General features: G+C 61.9%; 20 protein-coding genes and 1 pseudogene. All 21 read right to left on the bottom strand.

The window, feature by feature from the left end; translation table 11 throughout:
* Position 1: 1 nt before the first annotated feature.
* A complete protein-coding gene (fliI, locus tag C4K38_RS08290; RefSeq protein WP_053277962.1) occupies positions 2-1,360 on the bottom strand; it encodes a flagellar protein export ATPase FliI in 1,359 nt (452 codons plus the stop codon).
* Positions 1,350-2,171, bottom strand: a complete 822-nt coding sequence (gene fliH / locus C4K38_RS08285; RefSeq protein WP_053277961.1) for a flagellar assembly protein FliH — start codon at positions 2,169-2,171, stop codon at positions 1,350-1,352. The genes fliI and fliH overlap by 11 nt, the downstream gene beginning before the upstream one ends.
* Positions 2,172-2,180: 9 nt before the next feature.
* Positions 2,181-3,200 (bottom strand): flagellar motor switch protein FliG, encoded by a 1,020-nt coding sequence (fliG, locus tag C4K38_RS08280; RefSeq protein ID WP_007922630.1) that lies wholly within the window; start codon positions 3,198-3,200, stop codon positions 2,181-2,183.
* Entirely contained in the window at positions 3,193-4,980 is a 1,788-nt protein-coding gene (gene fliF, locus C4K38_RS08275; protein WP_053277960.1) for a flagellar basal-body MS-ring/collar protein FliF, read from the bottom strand. Before fliF ends, fliG begins: the two co-directional genes overlap by 8 nt.
* A gap of 15 nt (positions 4,981-4,995) precedes the next feature.
* Positions 4,996-5,322 carry a flagellar hook-basal body complex protein FliE gene (gene fliE / locus C4K38_RS08270; RefSeq protein ID WP_007922633.1) on the bottom strand — a complete coding sequence of 109 codons (327 nt, stop codon included), beginning with the start codon at positions 5,320-5,322 and terminating at the stop codon, positions 4,996-4,998.
* Positions 5,323-5,450: 128 nt separating this feature from the next.
* Positions 5,451-6,860 (bottom strand): sigma-54-dependent transcriptional regulator, encoded by a 1,410-nt coding sequence (locus tag C4K38_RS08265; protein WP_053277959.1) that lies wholly within the window; start codon positions 6,858-6,860, stop codon positions 5,451-5,453.
* Positions 6,861-6,865: 5 nt separating this feature from the next.
* On the bottom strand, positions 6,866-8,059 hold the full coding sequence (locus C4K38_RS08260; protein WP_164486998.1) for a sensor histidine kinase: 1,194 nt from the start codon (positions 8,057-8,059) through the stop codon (positions 6,866-6,868).
* 128 nt (positions 8,060-8,187) lie between these two features.
* Positions 8,188-9,663: a sigma-54 dependent transcriptional regulator gene (locus C4K38_RS08255; protein ID WP_007922638.1), complete on the bottom strand. Its 1,476-nt coding sequence runs from the start codon at positions 9,661-9,663 to the stop codon at positions 8,188-8,190.
* 173 nt (positions 9,664-9,836) lie between these two features.
* Positions 9,837-10,133 carry a flagellar protein FliT gene (gene fliT / locus C4K38_RS08250; protein ID WP_007922640.1) on the bottom strand — a complete coding sequence of 99 codons (297 nt, stop codon included), beginning with the start codon at positions 10,131-10,133 and terminating at the stop codon, positions 9,837-9,839.
* A 10-nt stretch (positions 10,134-10,143) separates the two neighbouring features.
* Complete coding sequence (fliS, locus tag C4K38_RS08245; protein WP_053277957.1) at positions 10,144-10,539, bottom strand: flagellar export chaperone FliS; 396 nt, start codon at positions 10,537-10,539, stop codon at positions 10,144-10,146.
* 128 nt (positions 10,540-10,667) lie between these two features.
* Positions 10,668-12,086 carry a flagellar filament capping protein FliD gene (gene fliD / locus C4K38_RS08240; RefSeq protein ID WP_053277956.1) on the bottom strand — a complete coding sequence of 473 codons (1,419 nt, stop codon included), beginning with the start codon at positions 12,084-12,086 and terminating at the stop codon, positions 10,668-10,670.
* A gap of 82 nt (positions 12,087-12,168) precedes the next feature.
* Positions 12,169-12,534 (bottom strand): flagellar protein FlaG, encoded by a 366-nt coding sequence (locus C4K38_RS08235; protein ID WP_053277955.1) that lies wholly within the window; start codon positions 12,532-12,534, stop codon positions 12,169-12,171.
* Between the two features lie 72 nt (positions 12,535-12,606).
* A complete protein-coding gene (locus tag C4K38_RS08230) occupies positions 12,607-13,458 on the bottom strand; it encodes a flagellin domain-containing protein (protein ID WP_025805189.1) in 852 nt (283 codons plus the stop codon).
* 250 nt (positions 13,459-13,708) lie between these two features.
* The gene (locus C4K38_RS08225; protein WP_053277954.1) at positions 13,709-13,978 is read right to left on the bottom strand and encodes a hypothetical protein; all 270 of its coding nucleotides are present in this window, start codon (positions 13,976-13,978) and stop codon (positions 13,709-13,711) included.
* Entirely contained in the window at positions 13,975-15,267 is a 1,293-nt protein-coding gene (locus C4K38_RS08220; protein ID WP_053277953.1) for a motility associated factor glycosyltransferase family protein, read from the bottom strand. The genes C4K38_RS08225 and C4K38_RS08220 overlap by 4 nt, the downstream gene beginning before the upstream one ends.
* A gap of 80 nt (positions 15,268-15,347) precedes the next feature.
* On the bottom strand, positions 15,348-16,274 hold the full coding sequence (locus C4K38_RS08215) for a ketoacyl-ACP synthase III (protein ID WP_053277952.1): 927 nt from the start codon (positions 16,272-16,274) through the stop codon (positions 15,348-15,350).
* A gap of 225 nt (positions 16,275-16,499) precedes the next feature.
* Positions 16,500-17,552, bottom strand: coding sequence for a pseudaminic acid synthase (gene pseI / locus C4K38_RS08210; protein ID WP_025805185.1), 1,053 nt, complete (start codon positions 17,550-17,552; stop codon positions 16,500-16,502).
* Between the two features lie 73 nt (positions 17,553-17,625).
* Positions 17,626-18,678 (bottom strand): annotated as a pseudogene (gene pseG / locus C4K38_RS08205) (UDP-2,4-diacetamido-2,4,6-trideoxy-beta-L-altropyranose hydrolase); the annotation flags it as partial.
* The gene (gene pseF, locus C4K38_RS08200) at positions 18,675-19,382 is read right to left on the bottom strand and encodes a pseudaminic acid cytidylyltransferase (protein ID WP_053277950.1); all 708 of its coding nucleotides are present in this window, start codon (positions 19,380-19,382) and stop codon (positions 18,675-18,677) included. The pseudogene pseG and the gene pseF, both read right to left, overlap by 4 nt.
* On the bottom strand, positions 19,379-20,551 hold the full coding sequence (gene pseC / locus C4K38_RS08195; RefSeq protein WP_053277949.1) for a UDP-4-amino-4,6-dideoxy-N-acetyl-beta-L-altrosamine transaminase: 1,173 nt from the start codon (positions 20,549-20,551) through the stop codon (positions 19,379-19,381). The genes pseF and pseC overlap by 4 nt, the downstream gene beginning before the upstream one ends.
* Complete coding sequence (gene pseB / locus C4K38_RS08190) at positions 20,548-21,549, bottom strand: UDP-N-acetylglucosamine 4,6-dehydratase (inverting) (protein WP_053277948.1); 1,002 nt, start codon at positions 21,547-21,549, stop codon at positions 20,548-20,550. The genes pseC and pseB overlap by 4 nt, the downstream gene beginning before the upstream one ends.
* Positions 21,550-21,562 lie beyond the last annotated feature (13 nt).

Genomic DNA, 21,562 nt, shown 5'->3' with positions numbered 1-21,562 from the left:
ATTAGCCGCCCGGCGCCGGAGCGAAAACCATCTCCAGATGGGCTTCGCTTTCACCCAGGCTGATGCTGTCGTTGAGCCCCTGACGCAGGTAGGTGACCATCGACGGCTGCAGCGAGATGGCGGCGTCGGTTTCGCGATCGCCGCCCGGTACATAGGCACCGACGCTGATCAAGTCGCGCGCCTGCTGGTAACGCGACCACAGCTGCTTGAAATACTGGGCGCGGGTCATGTGATCCGGGGTCACCACCGCCGGCATGACCCGACTGATGGACGCCTCGATATCGATGGCCGGGTAATGCCCCTCTTCCGCCAGGCGCCGCGACAACACGATGTGCCCGTCGAGCACACCACGGGCCGAGTCGGCGATCGGGTCCTGCTGGTCGTCGCCTTCGGACAACACGGTGTAGAACGCGGTGATCGAACCGCCACCGGCCTCGGCGTTGCCCGCGCGCTCCACCAGCTTCGGCAGCTTGGCGAAGACCGACGGCGGATAACCCTTGGTCGCGGGCGGCTCGCCGATGGCCAGGGCGATTTCCCGCTGGGCCTGGGCGAAACGGGTCAGGGAATCCATCAGCAACAGGACATTCTTGCCCTTGTCGCGAAAATATTCGGCGATACGCGTGCAGTACATGGCCGCACGCAGACGCATCAGCGGCGCATCGTCCGCCGGCGATGCCACCACCACGGAGCGCTTGAGCCCCTCTTCACCGAGGATGTGCTCGATGAATTCTTTAACTTCACGGCCCCGCTCACCGATCAGCCCGACCACGATGATGTCGGCCTCGGTAAAGCGGGTCATCATGCCCAGCAGCACACTCTTGCCCACACCGGTACCGGCGAACAGGCCAAGACGCTGACCGCGACCCACCGTCAATAATCCGTTGATGCAGCGAATGCCCACGTCCAGCGGCCGGCTGATGGGGTCGCGCTTGAGCGGGTTGATGGTCGGACCGTCCATTGGCACCCAGTCCTCGGCCTTCATTCCGCCCTTGCCGTCCAGCGCACGGCCGGCGCCGTCGAGGACCCGGCCGAGCATGCTCATGCCCATCGGCAGGCGGCCGGTATGGGCCAACGGCACGACACGAGCGCCGGGCGCGATGCCGGCGACGCTGCCGACCGGCATCAGGAATACCTTGCTGCCGGAGAAGCCCATCACCTCGGCCTCGACCTGCACCGGGTGATAGCTGTCGTCGTTGATCACCATGCAGCGCGTGCCCATGGCCGCCCGCAGGCCTTCGGCCTCCAGGGTCAGGCCGACCATGCGCAGCAGGCGGCCTTCGAGAATCGGCTGGTTCGGCAGTTCGGTGGCTTCGGCGTAGCTGCTCAGGCGCTTGCCGAAGCTGGTGCGGTCAAGGCGCATCGACGGGGTCCTGCGCGAGGTCGACAGGGTCGACATCCGCGGCGGGCTTGCCCGTGGCGGCCCCCAGCTCGACGCTCAGGTCCGATTCGGCGGGATGCAAAGCCTGCTCGTGAAGCTGGTCGGACAGCTTGTCCATGATCTTGGCGATCCGGGTTTCCATGGTCGCGTCGATACGGCTGTGCTCGGTCTCGACCCGGCAGCCGCCCGGCAGCATGGCTTCGTCCTCGACGATGCGCCAGCTCTCCTCATGGCGCTCGCGCAGGCTTTTGACCTGGGCGAAGTCCTGCGGATTGATGTACAGGCGCACATTGCCCACGCCCAGCGGCAGCAGCTTGAGGGCTTCGCGCATGACATGCTCGATCTGGCTGGAGTCGATGGCCAGCTCGCGCTGGATCACCTGGCGCGTCATGTGCTGCACCAGGTTGACCAGGGCTTTTTCAATCTGGGTGTCCTGCTCGGCGATCGGCTCGAACAGATTGCCCATCAGCGTTTCCAGCGCTGCCAGCTTGGCGCTCAGGGCCACTTCGGCTTCCTGGCGGACCTTCAGCGTGGTGCTGTGGAAACCTTCCTTTTCACCCGTGGCGAAGCCTTCGTTATAGGCTTCCTGGCGAATGCTCTCGAGCTCTTCGAGGGTCAGGGGCTGGACTTCTTCCAGCGGCACTTCCTCGATCTCCGCCGGCGGTTCTTCAACCGGTTCCGGCTCGGGCTCGGGGACATGGGGGTCGAAACTGGGCAGCGCCCAGACGTCGAAACCACCGACGTCCCGAGCGCGAATCAGGTCGCTGTGGGATTCATCACTGCTGGACGACATAAAGCGACCTTAGATCATTTCTTCGCCGCCCTTCCCGCCGAGAACGATTTCTCCGGCTTCGGCCATACGGCGGGCAATGGTGAGGATTTCCTTCTGCGCGGTTTCCACATCGCTGACGCGCACCGGGCCCTTGGCCTCGAGGTCGTCGCGCAGCAGTTCGGCAGCCCGCTTGGACATGTTCTTGAAGATCTTTTCCTTGACGCCTTCGTCCGACCCCTTGAGGGCCAGGACCAGCACGTCGGAAGACACTTCGCGTAGCAACGCCTGGATGCCGCGGTCGTCGACATCGGCCAGGTTGTTGAACACGAACATGAGGTCTTCGATCTGGCCGGACAGGTCTTCGTCGACTTCGCGGATCGAGTCCATCAACTGGCCTTCGATCGAGCTGTCGAGGAAGTTCATGATGTCGGCAGCGCGCTTGATACCGCCCAGGGTGGTACGCGAGGCGTTGGAGTTGCCGGCGAACTGCTTCTCGAGAATCTGGTTGAGTTCTTTCAGGGCGGCCGGCTGCACGGTATTGAGCGAGGAAACCCGCAGAATGATGTCCAGGCGCGCCTTGTGGTCGAAGTTGCCGAGCACTTCGCCCGCCTGGTCCGGATCGAGGTAGGCGACCACTATCGCCTGGATCTGCGGGTGCTCGTAACGGATCACGTCCGCCACGGCACGCGGCTCCATCCATTTCAGGCTGTCCAGGCCGCTGGTGTTGCCACCCAGCAGGATGCGGTCGATCAGGCCGTTGGCCTTATCCTCGCCCAGGGCCTGGGTGAGCATCTTGCGCACATAGTCGTCGGAGCCCACGCCAAGGCTGGTCTGGTCGCCGACGATGTCGACGAACTCGCTCATCACCTGCTCGACCTGCTCGCGATGCACGTTACCCATCTGCGCCATGGCCACGCCCACTCGCTGGACCTCTTTGGGGCCCATGTGGCGCAACACCTGCGCGGCATCGGTGGAACCCAGGGACAGCAGCAGAATCGCGGCCTTGTCGACCCGGGTCAGTTTGGCGGTAGCGGCTCGGTTATCACTCATCTGCGTTAATCCACTCTTTCACGACCTGGGCCACGCGACCCGGGTCTTCTGCCACCAGACTCTTGATTGCGTTCAACTGTGCATCATAGCCCTCGCTCGGGCTAGGCAGCAGGATGCTTTGCGGGCCGCCGAGGCTGACGCGATCGTTGGCCAGTTCGCCATCCAGGCCGCCCATGCCGCCGAGTTCGACATCGCTGCCGAGCCCCGCCAGTTGCTTGCCTTTGCTGCCACCGGTGATGTTGTTGAGCACCGGGCGCAGCACGCCGAACACCAGGACCAGGATAAACAGCACGCCCAGGACCTGCTTCACGATGTCCCAGAACCAGGGCTGCGAGTAGAACGGGATGTCGGCGATCACTTCACCGCGATCGGTCGAGAACGGCACGTTGATCACGCTGACGCTGTCGCCACGGCTGGCGTCGAAGCCCACGGCGTCCTGCACCAGGCGGGTAAAGCGCGCCAATTCGTCGGCGCTCCAGGGTGCGCGGGTGGTTTCGCCGTTGGCCGGGTTGACCTTGACCTGATCGTCCACCACCACCGCCACCGACAGCCGGTTCAGACGACCCTGCTGTTGCTTGGTGTGGCTGATGGAGCGATCCAGTTCGAAGTTCTTGGTGGATTGTTGACGCTTGTCGTTGGGGTACGGCGCCAGCATCGGTTGGCCGGTGGCCGGATCCATGATCTGCTGGCCGTTGGCGTCCAGCAGCGGCTGGCCTGGCTGCACCATGCCGGCGGCAGCGGCAGAACCACCGGTGGTCTGCGGCGCGCTGGCCGGCGACGGCGGCTGGTTGCTCAGGGCGCCAGGAACGCCTTGCGGGCCTTGGCTGCTGGAGCGTTGTTCGTTGACCGACTGCTCGCTGCGCAAGGCCGGCTGGTCCGGGTTGAACTGTTCGGAAGTCGACTCGACGGCACTGAAGTCCACATCGGCGGACACTTCAGCCTTGTAGCGGTCGTTGCCCAGAATCGGCTGCAGGATGTTGTGCACACGCTGGGTCAGCATGCTTTCCATGCGGCGGCTGTAGTCGAATTGCTTGCCGGCCATGGTCAGTTCGGAGTTTTCCGCCTGGTCGGAGAGCAGGTTGCCCTTCTGGTCGACCACGGTGATCTGCGACTTGCTCAGTTCGGGAACGCTGGTCGCCACCAGATTGACGATGGCCACCACCTGGCCCGGCTCCAGCGAACGACCGGAATACAGCTCGACCAGTACCGAAGCGCTGGGCTTGCGCTCGTCGCGCACGAACACCGAGCTTTTCGGGATCGCCAGGTGCACACGTGCACCCTTGACGTTGTTCAGGCTGGAAATGGTCCGCGCCAGTTCGCCTTCCAGGCCGCGACGGTAACGGGTCGCTTCCATGAACTGGCTGGTACCCAGGCCCTGTTCTTTATCGAGAATCTCGAAACCGATATTGCCGTCGCCCGGGGCCACGCCGGCAGCGGCCAGCTTGAGGCGCGCGCGCGGCAGGTCGTCGGCCTTGACCAGCAAGGCACCGGAGTTGGGCTCGACGGTGTAGGGAATGTCGGCGGAGGCCAGGGTGTCCATGACCTGCTTGGCGTCCATGCCGGCAAGGCTGCCGTACAACGGACGGTAATCGGGTTGCTGGGACCACAACACCACGGCAAAACCAATCGCCACGCTGGCAGCCAGACCGACCATGAGGCCAACCTGACGCAACATGGTCATCTCGGAGAGGTTTTCCAGAAAGGACAACCCGAACAGCGGCGGTTTGCCTTCTGTCGGAGTGGCCTTGGCCGGTACGTTATCGGCGACTGCTTCTGCCATGACTCAATCTCGTCCTTAAACCGGCATCTGCATGATGTCTTGGTACGCCTGAACCAGCTTGTTGCGCACCTGGGTCAACGCCTGGAAGGACACACTGGCCTTCTGCGAGGAGATCATCACGTCGGTCAGGTCGACACCGCTCTTGCCGATCTCGAAGGCACTGGCCAGCTGGCTGGACGCCTGCTGAGTGTCGTTGACCTTGTTCACCGCCTGCCCAAGCATGTCGGAAAAACTGCTGCCGCTCACCTGCGGCACCGCGGCCGATTTTGGCTGGGCCATGGCGTCCATTTGCATGGCCCGCATGTCCAACATCAACCGATTAAATTCAATACCTTGGCTCATGGTCTACTCTCTCCGACGACCCGCAATTTTTTGACACTCACGCAGCGGTTAGTGAGGTGTTAGCAACAAGGGTGCCAGCTCCGCGGAGACACCGAACAAAAGCCTGCACGGCTTCAGTCTTAAATGACTCATGTTGCAAACAGATACGCCTCGACATCCATTCCGGCATCGCGCATTTGCGCCAACTTGTAGCGCAAGGTACGCGGGCTGATACCCAGGCGCTCGGCGGCCTCCTTGCGCCGGCCGCGCTCGGCCCGCAAGATGTCGATGATCATCTGGAACTCCCGGCGCCGCAGATCGTCGCCCAAGGCCCCCGCCGACTCGGCTGGCGACACCTCGGCCTCCACTGGCGCACTGCGCGCCACAGCCACCACGGCGGGCGCCATGGCCGGCAACGGCGCACAGGCCAGCGGCCCGCCCAGGCAGAAGTCTTCCGGCTGGATCAGGCCACCCTGTTGCAGGATCAGCGCGCGCTGGATGGCGTTGTCCAGTTCACGCACATTGCCCGGCCATGGATAACCGAGCAGGCACGCCTGCGCTTCGGCGGACAGCCGGGCGGCAGCGTGTTTCATTTTATTGACGTGCTTGGCCAGCAGGCGCTCGGCCAGCGGCAGGATATCGGCGGTGCGCTCGCGCAGCGGACGCCAGGCCAGCGGGAATACCGACAGTCGATAGTAAAGATCTTCACGGAATCGCCCCGCTGCCACTTCGCCAGCCAGGTCGCGGTTGGTGGTCGCCACCACCCGGATGTCCAGGGCAATGGGCTTGCGCGCCCCTACCCGCTCGACTTCGCGCTCCTGCAGCACCCGCAGCAGCTTGGCCTGCAGGGCCAGGGGCATTTCGGAGATCTCGTCCAGCAGCAGGGTGCCGCCATCGGCCTGTTCGAACTTGCCGGGCTGGGCGGCAATGGCGCCGGTAAAGGAGCCCTTCTCGTGACCGAACAACGTGGCCTCGAGCATGTTGTCCGGAATCGCCGCGCAGTTGATGGCGATAAAGGGCTGGCTGGAGCGATGGGACTGCTGGTGGATGTAGCGCGCCAGCACCTCCTTACCGGTACCGGACTCGCCCGAGATCAGCACTGTGGAATCGCTGCGAGCGACCCGTGCCGCCAGCTCGAGTAGTTGCGCGCTGGCCGGCTCGAATGCCACCGGCCCTTCGCCCTCGGCAGCCCCCAGGCAACCCAGGGCATGTCGCGCCACCAGATCCAGCAGAGCCTTGGGCTCGAAGGGCTTGACCAGATAGTCGGCAGCTCCTTGACGCATGGCCTCGACCGCACGCTCGACCGCGCCATGGGCGGTCATCAGCAATACCGGCAATTGCGGTTGGCGCGCACGCAGCAGGCCCAGCAACTGATGACCGTCCATGCCTGGCATGTTGACGTCGCTGACCACCAGGCTGAACGACTCGCCAGACACGGCCTCCAGCGCTTCTTCCGCGCTGCCGACCGCCTTGTAGTCATGACCGGCCAACAGCAACGTATCCGCCAGGGCCTCGCGCAGGGCGCGATCGTCTTCAACCAGTAAAACCTTGATTGCCATTACCTTCACTCCACTCCTTGAGCGCCGGAGAACAGTGGCAGAACCACCAGCGCACATGTACCGCGCCCAGGACGCGAGCGCAGCAGCAATTCTCCCTGATGGGCACGCGCCACCGCCTTGACGACTGTCAGCCCCAGGCCGGTTCCCGTAGCCTTGGTGGTGAAAAACGGTTCACCCAGGCGCTCCAGCACCGCAGCATCGATACCGCTGCCGCTATCGCTGACACACAGCCGCAAGCTGTTGCCACGGGTATAGATATGGACTTTCAGACGCACCTGGCCGGCACTCGCCTGGATCGCGTTCTCGATCAGGTTGAGCACCGCCCCCACCAGCGTGTCGCGGTTGCACAGCAACTCGCCGGCATGGCTGTCGCACTGCCAGCGCACGGGCACATCCTGCACATGGGTCAGGGCCGCCGCCTGCAGCGACTGCAGCAGCGCCTTGGGCGTCACGCGATCGGTCAGCGGCAGCTCGCCCCGGGCGAACACCAGCATGTCGCGAACCTGATGCTCCAGCTCATGCAGCCGCTCCTTCAGCCGCCCGGCAAAGCGCTGCTGGGTGGCGACGGGCAGCTCCTGCTCGGTGAGGTGGCTGGCGTACAACAGCGCGGCGGACAATGGCGTACGAATCTGATGCGCCAGGGACGCCACCATGCGCCCGAGGGACGACAGACGCTCATGACGGGCCAGTTGATCTTGCAGGTGACGGGTTTCAGTCAGGTCGTTGAGCAGCACCAGCTGGCCTGGCTCGGCATCCAGCGAACGGGTGGCAATCGACAACCGCCGTCCATCCTTCAGGGAAATTTCATGGCCGTCGTCTTCCCGTGGCGCGAAGCAACGGGCGATCACATGCCGCCACAGTTCGCCCTCGAGAGGCAGGCCCAGCAGGTCGCAGGCGGCAGGGTTGGCTTCACGGACAATGCCCTGGCCATCGATGACGATGACGCCGCCAGGCAACAGGTCGAGGAGGTTTTGCAGACGGTTGGCCAGACGCTCTTTTTCCGCCAGCTCCTGCATGCGCTGGGCGCTGACCACGGCCAGTTCGCCCTTGAGCTCGGTCACCCGAGCCTCAAGCATGCTGTAGGAGTCGGTAAGCTGGCTCGACATCTGGTTGAACAAGGCGAACGCCTGCTCAAGGCCAAGCCGACTTGCCTGCTCTACGGACGACGATTGCCCCTGGGTTTCAGGAACAGGAGACATCTGGGCGGCTTGGGGCATCGTGCTCTCTCGCGTGGCTGACCGTCAGTTAAACGGAACGTTGAGAGAGACTTAGCAATACCCGTGCCGGAAAAAAACCGCCCAGTTTTCAACAGGTTAAAAAACAGGCGTCAATCATCCGCCTGTTCATCACCCTCACGACGGCTCATGCCGTACTTGCGCATTTTTTCCACCAGCGTGGTGCGGCGGATACGCAGACGCTCCGCAGCCCGCGCGACAATGCCGTTGGCATCGTCGAGCGCCTGCTGGATCAGGCCCTGCTCCAGACCACCGAGGTAGTCCTTCAGGTCCAGGCCTTCCGGCGGCAGCATGGCGGTGGCGGCGAAGTCCGGCGTATGGCCATTGATCGCCACCCTCTCTTCCAGGTCGCTGCGCAGGCTGTCCACTAACTGCTCGTCTTCGTCGTCGACATAGCGGAATTTTTTCGGCAGCTCGACCACGCCGATAACACCGTAGGGGTGCATGATCGCCATGCGCTCCACCAGGTTGGCCAGTTCGCGAACGTTGCCCGGCCAGCCATGGCGGCAGAGCGACATGATCGCTGCGGAGTTGAAGCGGATCGAACCGCGCTTCTCGTGCTCCATGCGCGAGATCAGCTCGTTCATCAGCAGCGGAATGTCTTCCACCCGCTCACGCAGCGGCGCCATTTCGATCGGGAACACGTTCAGGCGGTAGTACAGGTCTTCGCGGAAACTGCCGACCTCGATCATGCTTTCGAGGTTCTTGTGAGTCGCCGCGATGATCCGCACATCGACGCTCTGGGTCTTGTTGCTGCCCACGCGCTCGAAGGTACGTTCCTGCAGCACGCGCAACAGCTTGACCTGCATCGGCAGCGGCATGTCGCCGATTTCGTCGAGGAACAGGGTGCCGCCGTTGGCCAGTTCGAAACGCCCGGCACGGCTGGTGATGGCTCCGGTGAAGGCGCCCTTCTCGTGGCCGAACAGTTCGCTCTCCAGCAACTCGGCCGGAATCGCGCCACAGTTGACCGGCACGAACGGCGCTTCGCGACGCTTGGAGTGATAGTGCAGGTTACGCGCAACCACTTCCTTGCCAGTCCCGGACTCGCCGAGGATCAGCACGCTGGCGTCGGTATCGGCCACTTGCTGCATCATCTGCCGGACATGCTGGATCGCCCGGCTGGTGCCGACCAGACTGCGAAAGAGGTTGGGCTCGCGATGGCGACCGCGCTCACGGGCCTGATCGTACATTTCACGATAGACCTGGGCGCGGTGCAGAGAATCGAGCAACTTGCTGTAGCTGGGTGGCATTTCCAGGGTGGAAAGCACTCGACGACGCTGGTCTTCCGGCAAGTCAATGGAAGAATTATCGCCCATTAACAAAACTGGAAGGAACTCATCCCAGGTTGAGAGTGTCTTTAACAGGCCCAGAAGTGCACCAGGAGCATTTACAGTCCCAATGAGGACACAGATTACTTCACGACTGGATGACAATGAGCCGACAGCCTGCTGCCAGTCATGGCTACCGCAGGGTAAATTTTCTTCGCCAAGAAAATTTAAAATCACCGCCAGGTCGCGGCGGCGGACGCTATCGTCATCAATCAGCAGAATTTTGGTTTCACGCCACATGCAATAGCAACTTCCCTAGTCAACTCAATGCCCGGAATCAGGGCAAGCTAGACGCTTGTAGGCATTTTGTGCCTGATAGACGTCTGAAATCTGAAAACAGCCACTAGTTAAGTCAAAAAAGCGTGCACAGTCAAATTTATGGCGCACTGGATTCGGATTAACTTAGGGGTTAATTAACCGAACAGATGGTAAACCTTTGCCGCGTTCTGTGCTTGATGGATCTGCGACATCTCGTCGACTATTGCCTGACGCTCGCCTGTCGTCACCTCAAGAAGCTGCCGATAAACCCCCAACAGCTCCTGCAAATTCTCGCGCAACGCGGCTTCATCTTCCGGAGCTTCACTCAAGATGTCTTCCATGCAGGAACGGCAGGCCAGATCCAACTGACCGATCGCTTCCCAGTTACGCTCGGCCAGGGCGGCAACCAGTGCTTCACGGGTTTCTTCGATGCGCTGCAATACAAGACTCATGGTGATCTCCTTAGAACTGCGGACCCGGCGCAGCGATGGCGTCCCAGCCTTCCTTGACGGTGCGCAGCAGATCGGCGACCTCGTCGAGAATCTTTGGATCGGTCTTGATGTTCGCCTCGGTGAGGCGCGTCATCATGTAGGTGTACAAGCCGTCCAGATCACCCAGGGTGTCGGATGAGTTTTCCAGATCGAGCCCTTCGCGCAAGCCGCCGATAATGCCGATGGCCTTGCCGATGAACACACCCTTGCCGGGAATATCCTTGCGCTCCATCGCCCCCTTGGCCTGGGCGATACGATCCAGACCGCCTTCCATCAGCATCTGCACCAGACGATGGGGACTGGCTTCGGAAGTCTGCGCCTGGGCACCAATCTTCTGGTATTGCCGAAGGGCTAACATCGGATTCATGTTCTACCTCATCAAAACTCAAGGGTTCGTATAACCAGCGTATCGACCTGGCGTCAAAAAACTTTAGATCAAAAGCCAAAAGCCCGGAACGCTACAAACGTTGCCGGGCTTTTGGCGCCTGGTATCAATCAGCCTTTCTGTTGCGCAGCCAACGCCTCGAACATCGAGGTGATGTTGCTGGCGGTGGCTTTCAACTTGCCCACCAGGGTGTCCATGTCGTTGTACTTCTTGGTCAGTACCGCCGTCAGGGTCTCGATACGACGATCCAGGGCTTCCTGATCCAAGGTCAGCTTGGCCTTGGCCTTGTCCAGCTCAGTCTTGCGCTGATCGAGAACACCGCCGGTCTGGGCAAAAGGCTTGATGGCGTCGTCCATGCGGCTCAGCAGGCCGTTTTCGCCGGTGAACAGGGTCTGCACCTCGCCACCGAGCTTTTTGTCGTTCATCGCCGCGGTGAACTTGGTGGAGTCGAAGTCCAGGGCACCGGTCTTCTGGTTGGTGGTTATCCCCAACTGCGACAGAACGGTCAGTTTGTCGCCAGATCCGACTTCCGACAGCGGCGCACGAATAGCCGCCAGAATCGAGCGCGGCAACGAGTCGCCGGTCAGCTGTGCCGGGATGGTCAGCTTGCCATTGTCATCCAGGGACGGCTTGGTCAGCGCGGTAACGCTGTTGGCCACCGCGTTGTAGGCATCGACGAACTTCTGGATCGAAGCCTTCAAGCCGTCGGTGTTGGCCGCGACGGTAATGGTCGAAGCGCCCTTGGCGACCAGGTTGAAGGTCATCCCGGAAACCGCCTTGTCCACCGAGTTGCTCTTGCTGGTCAGCGCCATGCCGTCGACGGTGAACTTGGCATCCACCGCCAGGGCACCAATGGAGCCCGCAGAAGTGGCGGTCATTGGCGAACCGGAAGTGCCAACGACATTGCTGCCGTCGATTTCCAGACCGGCAATACCGCTAAGAGAAATGTCGGACCCCGCACCGGTAGTGGTCGACCCCACCACCAGACGCGACCCAAAGGAGTCGGTCACGATGTTCGCGCTGATACCCGCGCCCTTGAGCGATGCATCGGCGTTGATCGAGTCACGCACCGACTGCAGGGTAGCGCCAGCTTTTATATCGAGATTGTAGTTAGCACCATTTTGACTGATTTTGAGGGTACCAGTCGGAATAGCGCTTGTAGTACCGCCAGCGAAGGCAGCACTGGCGACTTTCGAGGAGGTCGCGAGATTCTGTACATCGACAACATAGTTGCCATTGACCGCGGTATTGCCAGCGACCGCCGTTACATACTTGCTGTCGGAAGTAGTGGCGGCATAGCCGGGAAATTGCGGATTGGTCTTGCTGCTGAGTTCGGTAATGGTGGTCCGAAAGGTCGACAACAAGGACTTCAAGGTGCCGATACCGGAGATGCTTGCGGTGTTGGTCGCAGTTCCCCGGTCGATCTGACCTTGCTTGGGCGCTTTGTCAGCGTTCACCAAGGCTTTGACGATAGCACCGGTATCGAGGCCGGAGCCTAGACCGGTACCCGGTAGAATTGGACTTGCCATGGAGATCTCCCTTCAGTGTGTCGCCGGTCTTTTGACCATTACAACGCCCAAAAGAACATAGCAACAAATTTCATGCCAGCTGTCAGACTTTAGCGCTGAACAACAGGCTGCTCGCATCATTCAAACTATTGGCCAACTTCAGGACTTCTTCGTTGGGGATCTGACGGATCACCTCACCGGAGTCACTGGCAATGACCTTGACGACGACCTTGCCAGAAGGCTCGTCGATCGAGAATTCCAGGTTACGCTTGACCGATTGCACAAACTTTTCAATTTCCTGAATGGCCATTTTCAGTTTGTCCCGCTCGGTTTGCCCACCCTTACTCTCTTCCTTGACAGTCGGCAGCGCCACAACGTCTGCTTGAGGCTTCTCCACAGGCTTGTCAGCAACAGGTGTTGCCGGCTTGGCCGCTGGATAAGACAAGTTCAGCTTCACGCTCATATCCATGTCCATCACCTCTTAAAGTAAAAAGCGAGAGAGCACGACCAGCGCACTCCCCCGCCAAAGCTTAGTCAGCTATTACTGAAGCAGCTTCAGTACAGCGGACGGCAGTTGGTTGGCCTGGGCCAGAACTGCGGTGGAAGCTTGTTGCAGAGTCTGCTGCTTGGTCATCTGTGCAGTTTCAGCAGCGAAGTCGGTATCTTGTACGCGACCCAGTGCAGCACTGGCGTTTTCGTTGATGTTCTGCAGGTTGGAGATGGTGCTGGTCAGACGGTTTTGTGCAGCACCGAGGTCAGCACGGCTGGAGTTGATGGTTGCCAGGGCCTTTTCGATTGCGTCGATCGAAGCCTTGGTGCTGGCTTCGGCGGTGGCGCTGCTGTTACCGGTGATGGCGATGGTTGCAGAACCTACGCTCAGGGTTGCAGCGTCGAAGCCGCTGGCCAGAGTGATGGTGATCTGGTTGGTAGCACCGGTGTTGGAACCGACCTGGAAGGTCATGGTGCCAGCACTGCCGTCGATCAGGTTCTTGCCGTTCAGGTTGGTCGACTTGGCGATACGAGTCAGCTCGTCCGACATCGAAGCGAATTCTTTGTTCAGTGCAACACGGTCAGCGGTACCGTTGGAGTCGTTTCGCGATTGAAGAGCCAGTTCGCGCATACGTTGCAGGATGTTGGTGGATTCCTGCATCGCGCCTTCAGCGGTCTGAGCGATGGAGATACCGTCGTTGGCGTTCTTGATCGCCATGGTCTGACCACGGATCTGCGAAGTCATACGGGTAGCGATTTGCAGGCCGGCGGCGTCGTCTTTTGCGCTGTTGATTTTCAGGCCGGAAGACAGGCGAGTCATCGAAGTCGACAGAGCGTCGGAAGCACGGTTCAGGTTCTTCTGAACGTTCAACGATGTGACGTTAGTGTTTACTGTTAAAGCCATGACGAATTCCTCGTTGGTTGGGTACTGCGGCTTCCGGCCCTGGCAACCGCCGGGTATGGCCTAGAGAACCTTCGTAATAGTTATCGTCGGCAATGCAAGTTGCTTTAGGGGATTTTCAAAAAATTTTGCCATCAGCGTGCCACCCCTCGTAAATCAAGGGCTTGACGATTTTAAAGGGTAGAAAAATGGCGCCAGGAAAATGCCGCAGAGGGCCCGGGCGCGAAGATCACCCGGGCAGGCAGGGAATGCTTCAGCTGGCAGAGAGGGAACGCAGCACTTCAACGCATTCGTATTGCAGGTAGTCGGCCAGGGCCAGCCAGTTTTGCCCTTGCTGACATTCGAACATCAGGCCAAGCAACACCTCCCAGTCCTGGCGCTGCTCTTGCGGCGCGGTATCGATCAGCGGCTGGATCGCCCCCATCAACTGGACCATGGTCATGGCCGCCTCGACATCGTGCCCCAGGCGAAAGCCCTCGGCGCATTGCTGCAAGCGGGCGATCAGCCCTTCGATCGCGCTCATTGGCTGAACTCCGGATGATAGGTCGTCCCGGCAATCATCGCCCCGTCCCGACTGCTGTTATAGAAGCGCACCCGTGGATGACCGGCGATAAAGCGCTCTAGCTCGCACAGGTAACTGCGGAAATTGAGCTGGGTCCTGACCCGCTGGCCATGCCCGTCCAGCACCCAATGCCTGGCCGCGCCCAGCTGTGGCCCCAGCTCACCGTCGAGCCAGCCGGCATGGGTCTTGTTCATCGGGAAAGCAAAGTCGGCACCGAACAAGGTGACCTGCTCGGCGCCCATTTTTACCGCCAGGTCCACCGCCGGATGAATCACGCTGCCACCGACATACAGCTGCGCCTTGGGCAGTTGCTCGCGCATCCGCGTGTAAATCGGGCTGGCGGAATACCCGACATACCGCGGTCCCTGCCAGAGCGTCAGAATCTGCGGATCGACCATCGGCAGATAGACCAGGGTAATGGCTGCCGATTTTTCTGGCGGCAGGTGCAGGCCGGAAATCCGGTGATCGATGCTGACCACGATATCCGGCTCGATCCCCTGTTTGAGTAGCGGCCGGTAAGCGGTATCGACACAGATAAGCAGAGGGCGCTGGGCCTGGGCGCGAATCTCGCGCAAGCGCTCGAAATGCCGCTCCAGGCTCGGCCCGGTGGCAATCACGAAGACCTCTCGCCCCGGCTGGGTGCCGAACAACTGCGCCACATCACTGTCACTGGCCACCAGCTCGGCACTCGATTGCAGGCGTTGGGCAACCTCCGGGGAATCGACCACGAAGTCACGGTTATTGAAGGCCAGGTGCACCTCGCTGACCAGGCGATCGCGGATCTTGGCGTTGTAGTCATCCGCCAACACCAGCTCGGAGGGCAAGGCAAAGAACGGCAACTGGATTTCCGCCAGATCGCCGGCATAACCCAGTTCGACTCGAGGATCGTTCAACCAGGCCCGCTGATCGAGCAATTGCAGCACCAACGCAAATACCGCGCCGTTCAGGATATGCACCTGCAAACGTTGCAGCGCCGGGTTTTCCAGCAGTATCTGCTGCAAGTCGCCCAAGCCGGTACCGTACAGATGGATCACCGGGCTGTCGGCCGGCAGGCTCGCCGCCTGGGCTCGGGCTTCCGTCGTACGATCGTGGCGGCTGGTGAGCTGAATGCCGGAAATACTCAAGGTAGAACCCAGCCCTTCGACCAGATCCGCCTGCAATGCAGCACTGTCCTCCGCCAGCAACCGCTCGAGCAGTCGTGGCCAGCGAGCCTGTATTGCCTGGGCATTGCCCTCGAAGCTTTCGCTCATGCTGTCTCGCCTATCTTCATGCAAAAAAAATAGCGCTCAGGGTACACCCTGGCGCTATTTTTGGATGCCGCGGGATCAACTCATGGGCGATAGATAATCGCCGAGCCCCAGGACAGCCCTACACCGAAGCCACTCAGGGCCACACGTTGCCACGTCGACTCGAGCACATGCTTTTCCAGCAGCAGCGGAATGCTCGACGACACGGTGTTACCGGTCTCGACCATGTCCTTGATGAACTTCTCCGGCTCGCCTTCGAAACGGCGCGCCACGGCGTCGACGATCGCCGCACTGCCCTGGTGGATGCAGAACGCATCGATCTGCTCAGCCTTCAGGCCGGACTCAGCCAGCAGCTCATTCAAGTGCGCCGGGACTTTCAGCAGGGCAAAGTTGAACACCTGGCGGCCATTCATGAAAAACACCCCATCGGTGACTTTCAGGTGCGGAGCGCCGGAACCGTCGGTGCCGAACTTGGCCTTGCCCAGCTGCCAGGGAGCGTCTTCGCCCATCCAGGTAGCAGTCGCCGCATCGCCGAACAGCATGGTGGTGTTGCGGTCTTCCGGATCGACGATCTTCGAGTAAGGGTCGGCGGTGACCAGCAGACCGTTCTTCAGGCCCGCGGCTTCCATGAAGCCCTTGAGCGCGTAGATGCCGTAGACATAACCGGAGCAGCCCAGGGAAATATCGAAGGCCGCGACGTTAGTCGGCAGGCCCAGCTTGTCCTGGACGATGGCGGCGGTGTGCGGCAGGCCTTCTTCGTCGCCGTTCTGGGTGACGACGATCAGCGCGTCGATCGACTCGCGCGACAGTTGCGGGTTGTTGGCGAACAGCGCATTGACTGCTTCGACACACAGGTCCGAGGTTTCCTGCGTGGCGTCTTTGCGCGGCAGGAAGGCCGAACCGATCTTGCCCAGGATGAACTCTTCATCCTTCTCGAATTTTGCACCTTGTGCGTAATTGTCTACGCCGGCTACAGGCACGTAGCTCGCAATGCTCTTTATGCCAATCATTACGGCTTCCCAATAATAAACAGCTGAATACCCCGACCACAGGGACCGGGGCTGCCGACAAACAGACATCCTGGCGCCCCTGACGGGCGACAGCGGGAAGAAATAGAAGGCTATCACTGCACCGTTTACCGGCCAGGCGCCATCTCCCCGGTCAATACAATACAGTGAAGATGCGCGTTATGACTCGCAGGTCACGCTATTTTGCCGAATCAGCCATACAAACGGCTATTCGACAAATGCCCAATCCAGTGCGGTACCGCGCTTGAGGGCCTGGCGCGCGCAACGCCCAAGGACCGCGTCGATGTGCTTGGGGGCCAGCCCCAGGCCCGGACGGATGGCCCTGAGGTTATCGCGGCTGAACACCTCCCCCGCCGCCATGTCGCGGGTGACATAGAGGGATCGGCGGTACAACACCGATTGCCGCTCGGCCTCGGTCGCGCCGTAACGCACCTGGCCCAGGGCCTGCCAGGCACGTTCGGTTTCCACCACCAGGCTGTGCAGCTCCGCCGGTTCCAGGGAAAAACTCGCATCCACCCCGCCGGCGGCGCGGTCGAGGGTGAAGTGTTTCTCCACCACAGTGGCGCCCAGCGCCACGGCGGCCACCGAAACCCCGACGCCCATGGAGTGATCGGACAAACCGACCTCGCAGCCGAACAGCTCGCGCAGATGGGGAATGGTCAGGATATTGCTGTTTTCCGGCGAAGCCGGGTAGGTACTGGTGCACTTGAGCAACACCAGATCCTTGCAGCCCGCCTCCCGGGCCGCGCGCACGCTTTCGTCCAGCTCGGCGATGCTGGCCATGCCGGTGGAAATGATCAGCGGCTTGCCGGTGGCCGCGACCCGACGAATCAGCGGCAGGTCGGTGTTTTCGAAACTGGCGATCTTGTACGCCGGCACGTCGAGGCTTTCGAGGAAGTCCACCGCGCTCTCATCGAACGGCGTGGAGAACGCCAGCATCCCCAGCTCCCTGGCGCGGGCGAAGATCGGCGCGTGCCACTGCCAGGGTGTGTGGGCCTTTTCATACAGGGCATACAGCGAGGAGCCGGCCCAGAGACTGGCCGGATCCTTGATGAAGAACTCGCCATGTTCCAGGTCCAGGGTCATGGTGTCGGCGGTGTAGGTCTGCAATTTCAGGGCATGGGCGCCGGCCTTGGCCGCCGCCTCGACTATCTGCAGGGCAACGTCCAGCGACTGGTTATGGTTGCCGCTCATCTCGGCAATGATGAACGGCGGCGAGCCGGCGCCAATCGAGCGCGAGCCGATCTTGAAACTAGTCATTGGGGTTTTCCTTCGATTCACGCGTAAATTCGTCAGTGCCCGGATCATCCCCGGCACGGCGCAATGGATTCCGGGCCATCTCGAACAGGGCCGCCGCCACCCGCGATGCGCCCTGCCCGTCCACCAGTTGCCGGGAGCGCTGCGCCTGGCTCTGGCGCAGCGGGTAATCGCCGACGAGCGCCGCGACCGCCTGGCGGATCTGCTCGACGCTCACCTGCTCGCAGGGTCCCAGGTAGACATGCATGCCCGCCTCGGCCAACAGCCGGGCATTGACCTCTTGATTGCCAGCCACGCTGATGCACAGGGTCGGCAGGCCCAGGGCGGCGCGCTCCCAGCTAGTGCCGCCGCCGGCACCGATAAACAGGTCCGCCTCGGCCATCACGCGGAAAAAGTCGCTGACATAGGCGTGCAAACGCCAATGCCCACGACCGGCCGCCAGCTCCTGCATCTGCGCCCAGGCCGGGTTACCGGCCCCGGCGACAAAATCCACCTCCAGGTCGTCGAACGCACTCAAAGCCAGCATCGCCTTGTATGTCTGGCTGGCCACATCGAACCCGCCGAAATTCACCAGAACCCGACTCACCCGCTCGCGAATGGCGATCGGCGGGCAACGAAACTCCTCGCGCAGCAAGGCGAAGTGCGGCCCCAGCAGCGCCCGGCACTCAGCGTCGATCAGGCCGGCGTAGGCCTGGGGCGTGCCGCTGAAGTTCTGGTCGAGCAACAGATCAACGGCATGCCGTCGATTGGCCAGGTCATCGATGGCGGCAATCCGCGGTGCCCATTGCCGCGCCGCCTGCTGCCACTGCCAGTCGAGGCCGTAGTGATCGACCAGCACCCAATCGAATCGCGGCTGATCCTGCAACGCTGCCTGCAAGGCGGCGATATCCGCCTGCCAGGGCAACGACGCCTCGATGCCCTGCACGCATTCACCCGGATAACTCGCCGGCAGGGTGAACGTCTGGAAACCCAGTTCGGCCAGACGGTCCAGCTGCTGTCCGGGCAAGCTTCGGCAAGCGAACGCCACTGTGGCGCCCTGCTCGCGCAACGCCCTGGCCAGAGTCAGGCAGCGGGCGATATGGCCACTGCCAATGGCCGACGAAGCATCGGCCCGGATCAGCACCCTCACTCCAGTTCTCCACCGGCCTTCAGCGCCGCGTACAGATACTCCGCGCGCAGCCAGTCTTCCTCGGTGTCGATATCCTGAACCAGATGGCGCGGCAAAATCACCGGCAGGCTGAGCGGGGAAAACACCAGGTCGCCGCGCAGCCAGGCCTCGCTGCGCCCCCAATAGAACTGCCCGGCATCCTGATAGGCCGGCGGCAGGTCTTGGGAGCGGGTGTTGCGAAACTCCGGATAAAGCGAAGTCAACGCGCCCTGGTCGTCGAGGGTCAGGGCTCGCTGCACCGGGAAAGCGAAGTTGCACACGGAAAAGGCGAAGGATCTTTCAGGATGAGCCTCCAGCGTCTCCAAGCCCTGGCGCAGGTAGCGCAGCTGCAACAAGGGCGCGGTGGCGTAAATGCAGCAGGCGTAATCGAAGGTCTCGCCACGCTCGCGCAACGCATTCAAGGCATGCACGATTACCGGCCCGGTGCCGGTGAAATCGTCTGCCAGCTCGGCCGGACGCATGAACGGCACCCTGGCGCCGCTGGCCTTGGCCAGCTCGGCGATCTGCGGATCGTCGGTACTGACCAGCACCTGATCGAACAACCCGGAACGCAGCGCCGTCGCAATCGAGCGGGCAATCATCGGCACGCCGTCGAACGGCTTGAGGTTCTTGCGCGCTATGCGTTTGCTGCCGCCACGGGCGGGAATGATCGCGATGGCACTCAAGGCTGGGCGGGCTCCTGGATAAGCTGGCGCAATTGCTCGACCACATACGTCTGTTGCTCATCGTCCAGCGCCGGAAACAGCGGCAGGCTGATGGCCTCGGCGTAGTAGCGTTCGGCCTCGGGGAAATCCCCCGCGGCGAATCCCAGGTCGCGGTAATAAGGCTGCAGGTGCACCGGGATGTAATGCAGATTGACCCCGACCCCGGCCTCGCGCAATGCCTCGAACACCCCGCGATGGGAGCGGCGGATGCGCTCGGGTTGCAGGCGCACCACGTACAGGTGCCATGCCGACTGCGCTTGCTCCTGAGCCTGCGGCAGGGTCAGCGGCAGATCGGCCAGCAGGCGGTCATATCGGGCGGCCAGCTGCCGGCGCCGGGCGATGAAAGCGTCGAGCTTGTCCAGCTGGGACAAACCCAGGGCTGCCTGCAGGTCGGTGATGCGGTAATTGAAACCCAGCTCGGTCTGCTGGTAGTACCAGGGGCCGTGGCTGGGCTCGGTCATCTGCGCCGGGTCGCGGGTCATGCCGTGGCTGCGCAAGCGCCGCAGATGGTCCGCCAGCTGCGGGCTGTTGGTCAGGACCATACCGCCCTCCGCGCTGGTGATGATTTTCACCGGATGAAAGCTGAACACCGTCATCGCGGCGAATTCGCCACAGCCCACCGGCCGCCCGGCATAGGAGGCACCCACCGCGTGGGAGGCATCCTCGATCAGCACGAAACCATAACGCTGTGCCAGCTGCGCCATGGCCCGCATGTCGCAGCTCTGCCCGGAAAACGCCACCGCCACCACCACCTTGGGCAGGCTGCCCGTGCGTTCGGCAGCTTCAAGCTTGAGCGCCAACGCCCGGGCATCCATGTTCCAGGTGTGCGGGTCGATATCGACGAAGTCCACCTCGGCACCGCAATAACGTCCACAGTTAGCCGAGGCCAGAAAGGTATTGGGCGTGGTCCACAGCCGGTCTCCCGGCCCCAGCCCGGCGGCCAGGCAGGCAATGTGCAAGGCCGCCGTGGCATTGCACACTGCCACCCCATGGCCAGCCTCGCAGCGAGCGGCCATGGCCTGTTCGAAGCGTTCGATGGTCGGCCCCTGGGTCAGCCAGTCGGACTGCAGCACCGCGACCACTGCATCGATGTCCGCCTGGTCGAGGCTCTGGCGCCCGTAGGGAATCATGCCGACAGCCCGGCATGCAGCGCGGCGATCTGGCCCACCGAGAGGAAATGCGGATTGGTGTCGGAGCGGTATTCGAATTGCTCGTCCACCGGCCGCCCCCGCTCGCCCAGGCCGTCCACGGCAAAGTCGACATTGACGTTGGTAAAGCGGATCGACGGCTGGATGGTGTAGTGATCGGTGAACTCCAGGGTCATGCGCGCGTCATCCAGCGGTACCATCAGCTCGTGGAGTTTTTCCCCCGGACGAATGCCCACCTGCTTGTGCGGCAGGTTTTGCGCCATGCCTCGCGCCAGGTCGACGATCCGGATCGACGGAATCTTCGGCACGAAGACTTCACCGCCATGCATGCGCGAGAAGCTGTCGAGCACGAACTGCACCCCGTGATCCAGGGTGATCCAGAAACGGGTCATGCGCGCGTCGGTGATCGGCAGCTCGCGGGCGCCTTCGGCGATCAGCTTGCTGAAGAACGGCACCACCGAACCCCGGGAACCGGCCACGTTGCCGTAGCGCACCACGGCAAAACGGGTCTGCTGGTCGCCGGCGATATTGTTCGCCGCGACGAACAGCTTGTCCGACAGCAGCTTGGTCGCGCCATACAGGTTGACCGGGCTGGCCGCCTTGTCGGTGGACAGGGCAATGACTTTCTTCACGCCGTTGTCGATGGCCGCGGAGATGATGTTTTCCGCGCCATTGACATTGGTGCGGATGCACTCGGTGGGGTTGTACTCCGCCGCCGGCACCTGCTTCAGAGCCGCGGCGTGCACCACATAGTCGATCCCGCGCATGGCCTGGCGCAGACGCTCGGCATCGCGCACGTCGCCGAGGAAATAACGCATGCAGGGCGCATTGAAGGTCTGCTGCATTTCGTACTGCTTCAGCTCATCACGGGAGAACACCACCACCCGCTTGGGCTGGTATTGCTCCAGCAGACGCCGGATGAAATTGCGCCCGAACGAGCCGGTGCCACCAGAGATGAAAATCGATTTGCCGTTGAACATGCCTTGAGTCCTT

It is taken from the genome of Pseudomonas chlororaphis subsp. piscium, from assembly GCF_003850345.1.
GTDB lineage: Bacteria > Pseudomonadota > Gammaproteobacteria > Pseudomonadales > Pseudomonadaceae > Aquipseudomonas > Aquipseudomonas piscium.
The sequence above is the reverse complement of the archived record's forward strand: the minus strand, read 5'-3'. Positions and strand labels throughout refer to the sequence as shown.

Coding starts and splice junctions, on each gene's coding strand:
- C4K38_RS08220 (WP_053277953.1), bottom strand. CDS start 15,267: ATGAGCGAAAGCTTCGAGGGCAATGCCCAGGCAATACAGGCTCGCTGG.
- C4K38_RS08225 (WP_053277954.1), bottom strand. CDS start 13,978: ATGAGCGCGATCGAAGGGCTGATCGCCCGCTTGCAGCAATGCGCCGAG.
- fliD (WP_053277956.1), bottom strand. CDS start 12,086: ATGGCAAGTCCAATTCTACCGGGTACCGGTCTAGGCTCCGGCCTCGAT.
- C4K38_RS08255 (WP_007922638.1), bottom strand. CDS start 9,663: ATGTGGCGTGAAACCAAAATTCTGCTGATTGATGACGATAGCGTCCGC.
- fliT (WP_007922640.1), bottom strand. CDS start 10,133: ATGAGTCTTGTATTGCAGCGCATCGAAGAAACCCGTGAAGCACTGGTT.
- fliG (WP_007922630.1), bottom strand. CDS start 3,200: ATGAGTGATAACCGAGCCGCTACCGCCAAACTGACCCGGGTCGACAAG.
- pseI (WP_025805185.1), bottom strand. CDS start 17,552: ATGACTAGTTTCAAGATCGGCTCGCGCTCGATTGGCGCCGGCTCGCCG.
- fliE (WP_007922633.1), bottom strand. CDS start 5,322: ATGAGCCAAGGTATTGAATTTAATCGGTTGATGTTGGACATGCGGGCC.
- C4K38_RS08235 (WP_053277955.1), bottom strand. CDS start 12,534: ATGGATATGAGCGTGAAGCTGAACTTGTCTTATCCAGCGGCCAAGCCG.
- pseB (WP_053277948.1), bottom strand. CDS start 21,549: ATGTTCAACGGCAAATCGATTTTCATCTCTGGTGGCACCGGCTCGTTC.
- C4K38_RS08265 (WP_053277959.1), bottom strand. CDS start 6,860: ATGGCAATCAAGGTTTTACTGGTTGAAGACGATCGCGCCCTGCGCGAG.
- fliF (WP_053277960.1), bottom strand. CDS start 4,980: ATGGCAGAAGCAGTCGCCGATAACGTACCGGCCAAGGCCACTCCGACA.
- fliI (WP_053277962.1), bottom strand. CDS start 1,360: ATGCGCCTTGACCGCACCAGCTTCGGCAAGCGCCTGAGCAGCTACGCC.
- fliS (WP_053277957.1), bottom strand. CDS start 10,539: ATGAATCCGATGTTAGCCCTTCGGCAATACCAGAAGATTGGTGCCCAG.
- C4K38_RS08230 (WP_025805189.1), bottom strand. CDS start 13,458: ATGGCTTTAACAGTAAACACTAACGTCACATCGTTGAACGTTCAGAAG.
- C4K38_RS08260 (WP_164486998.1), bottom strand. CDS start 8,059: ATGTCTCCTGTTCCTGAAACCCAGGGGCAATCGTCGTCCGTAGAGCAG.
- C4K38_RS08215 (WP_053277952.1), bottom strand. CDS start 16,274: ATGATTGGCATAAAGAGCATTGCGAGCTACGTGCCTGTAGCCGGCGTA.
- pseC (WP_053277949.1), bottom strand. CDS start 20,551: ATGATTCCCTACGGGCGCCAGAGCCTCGACCAGGCGGACATCGATGCA.
- fliH (WP_053277961.1), bottom strand. CDS start 2,171: ATGTCGTCCAGCAGTGATGAATCCCACAGCGACCTGATTCGCGCTCGG.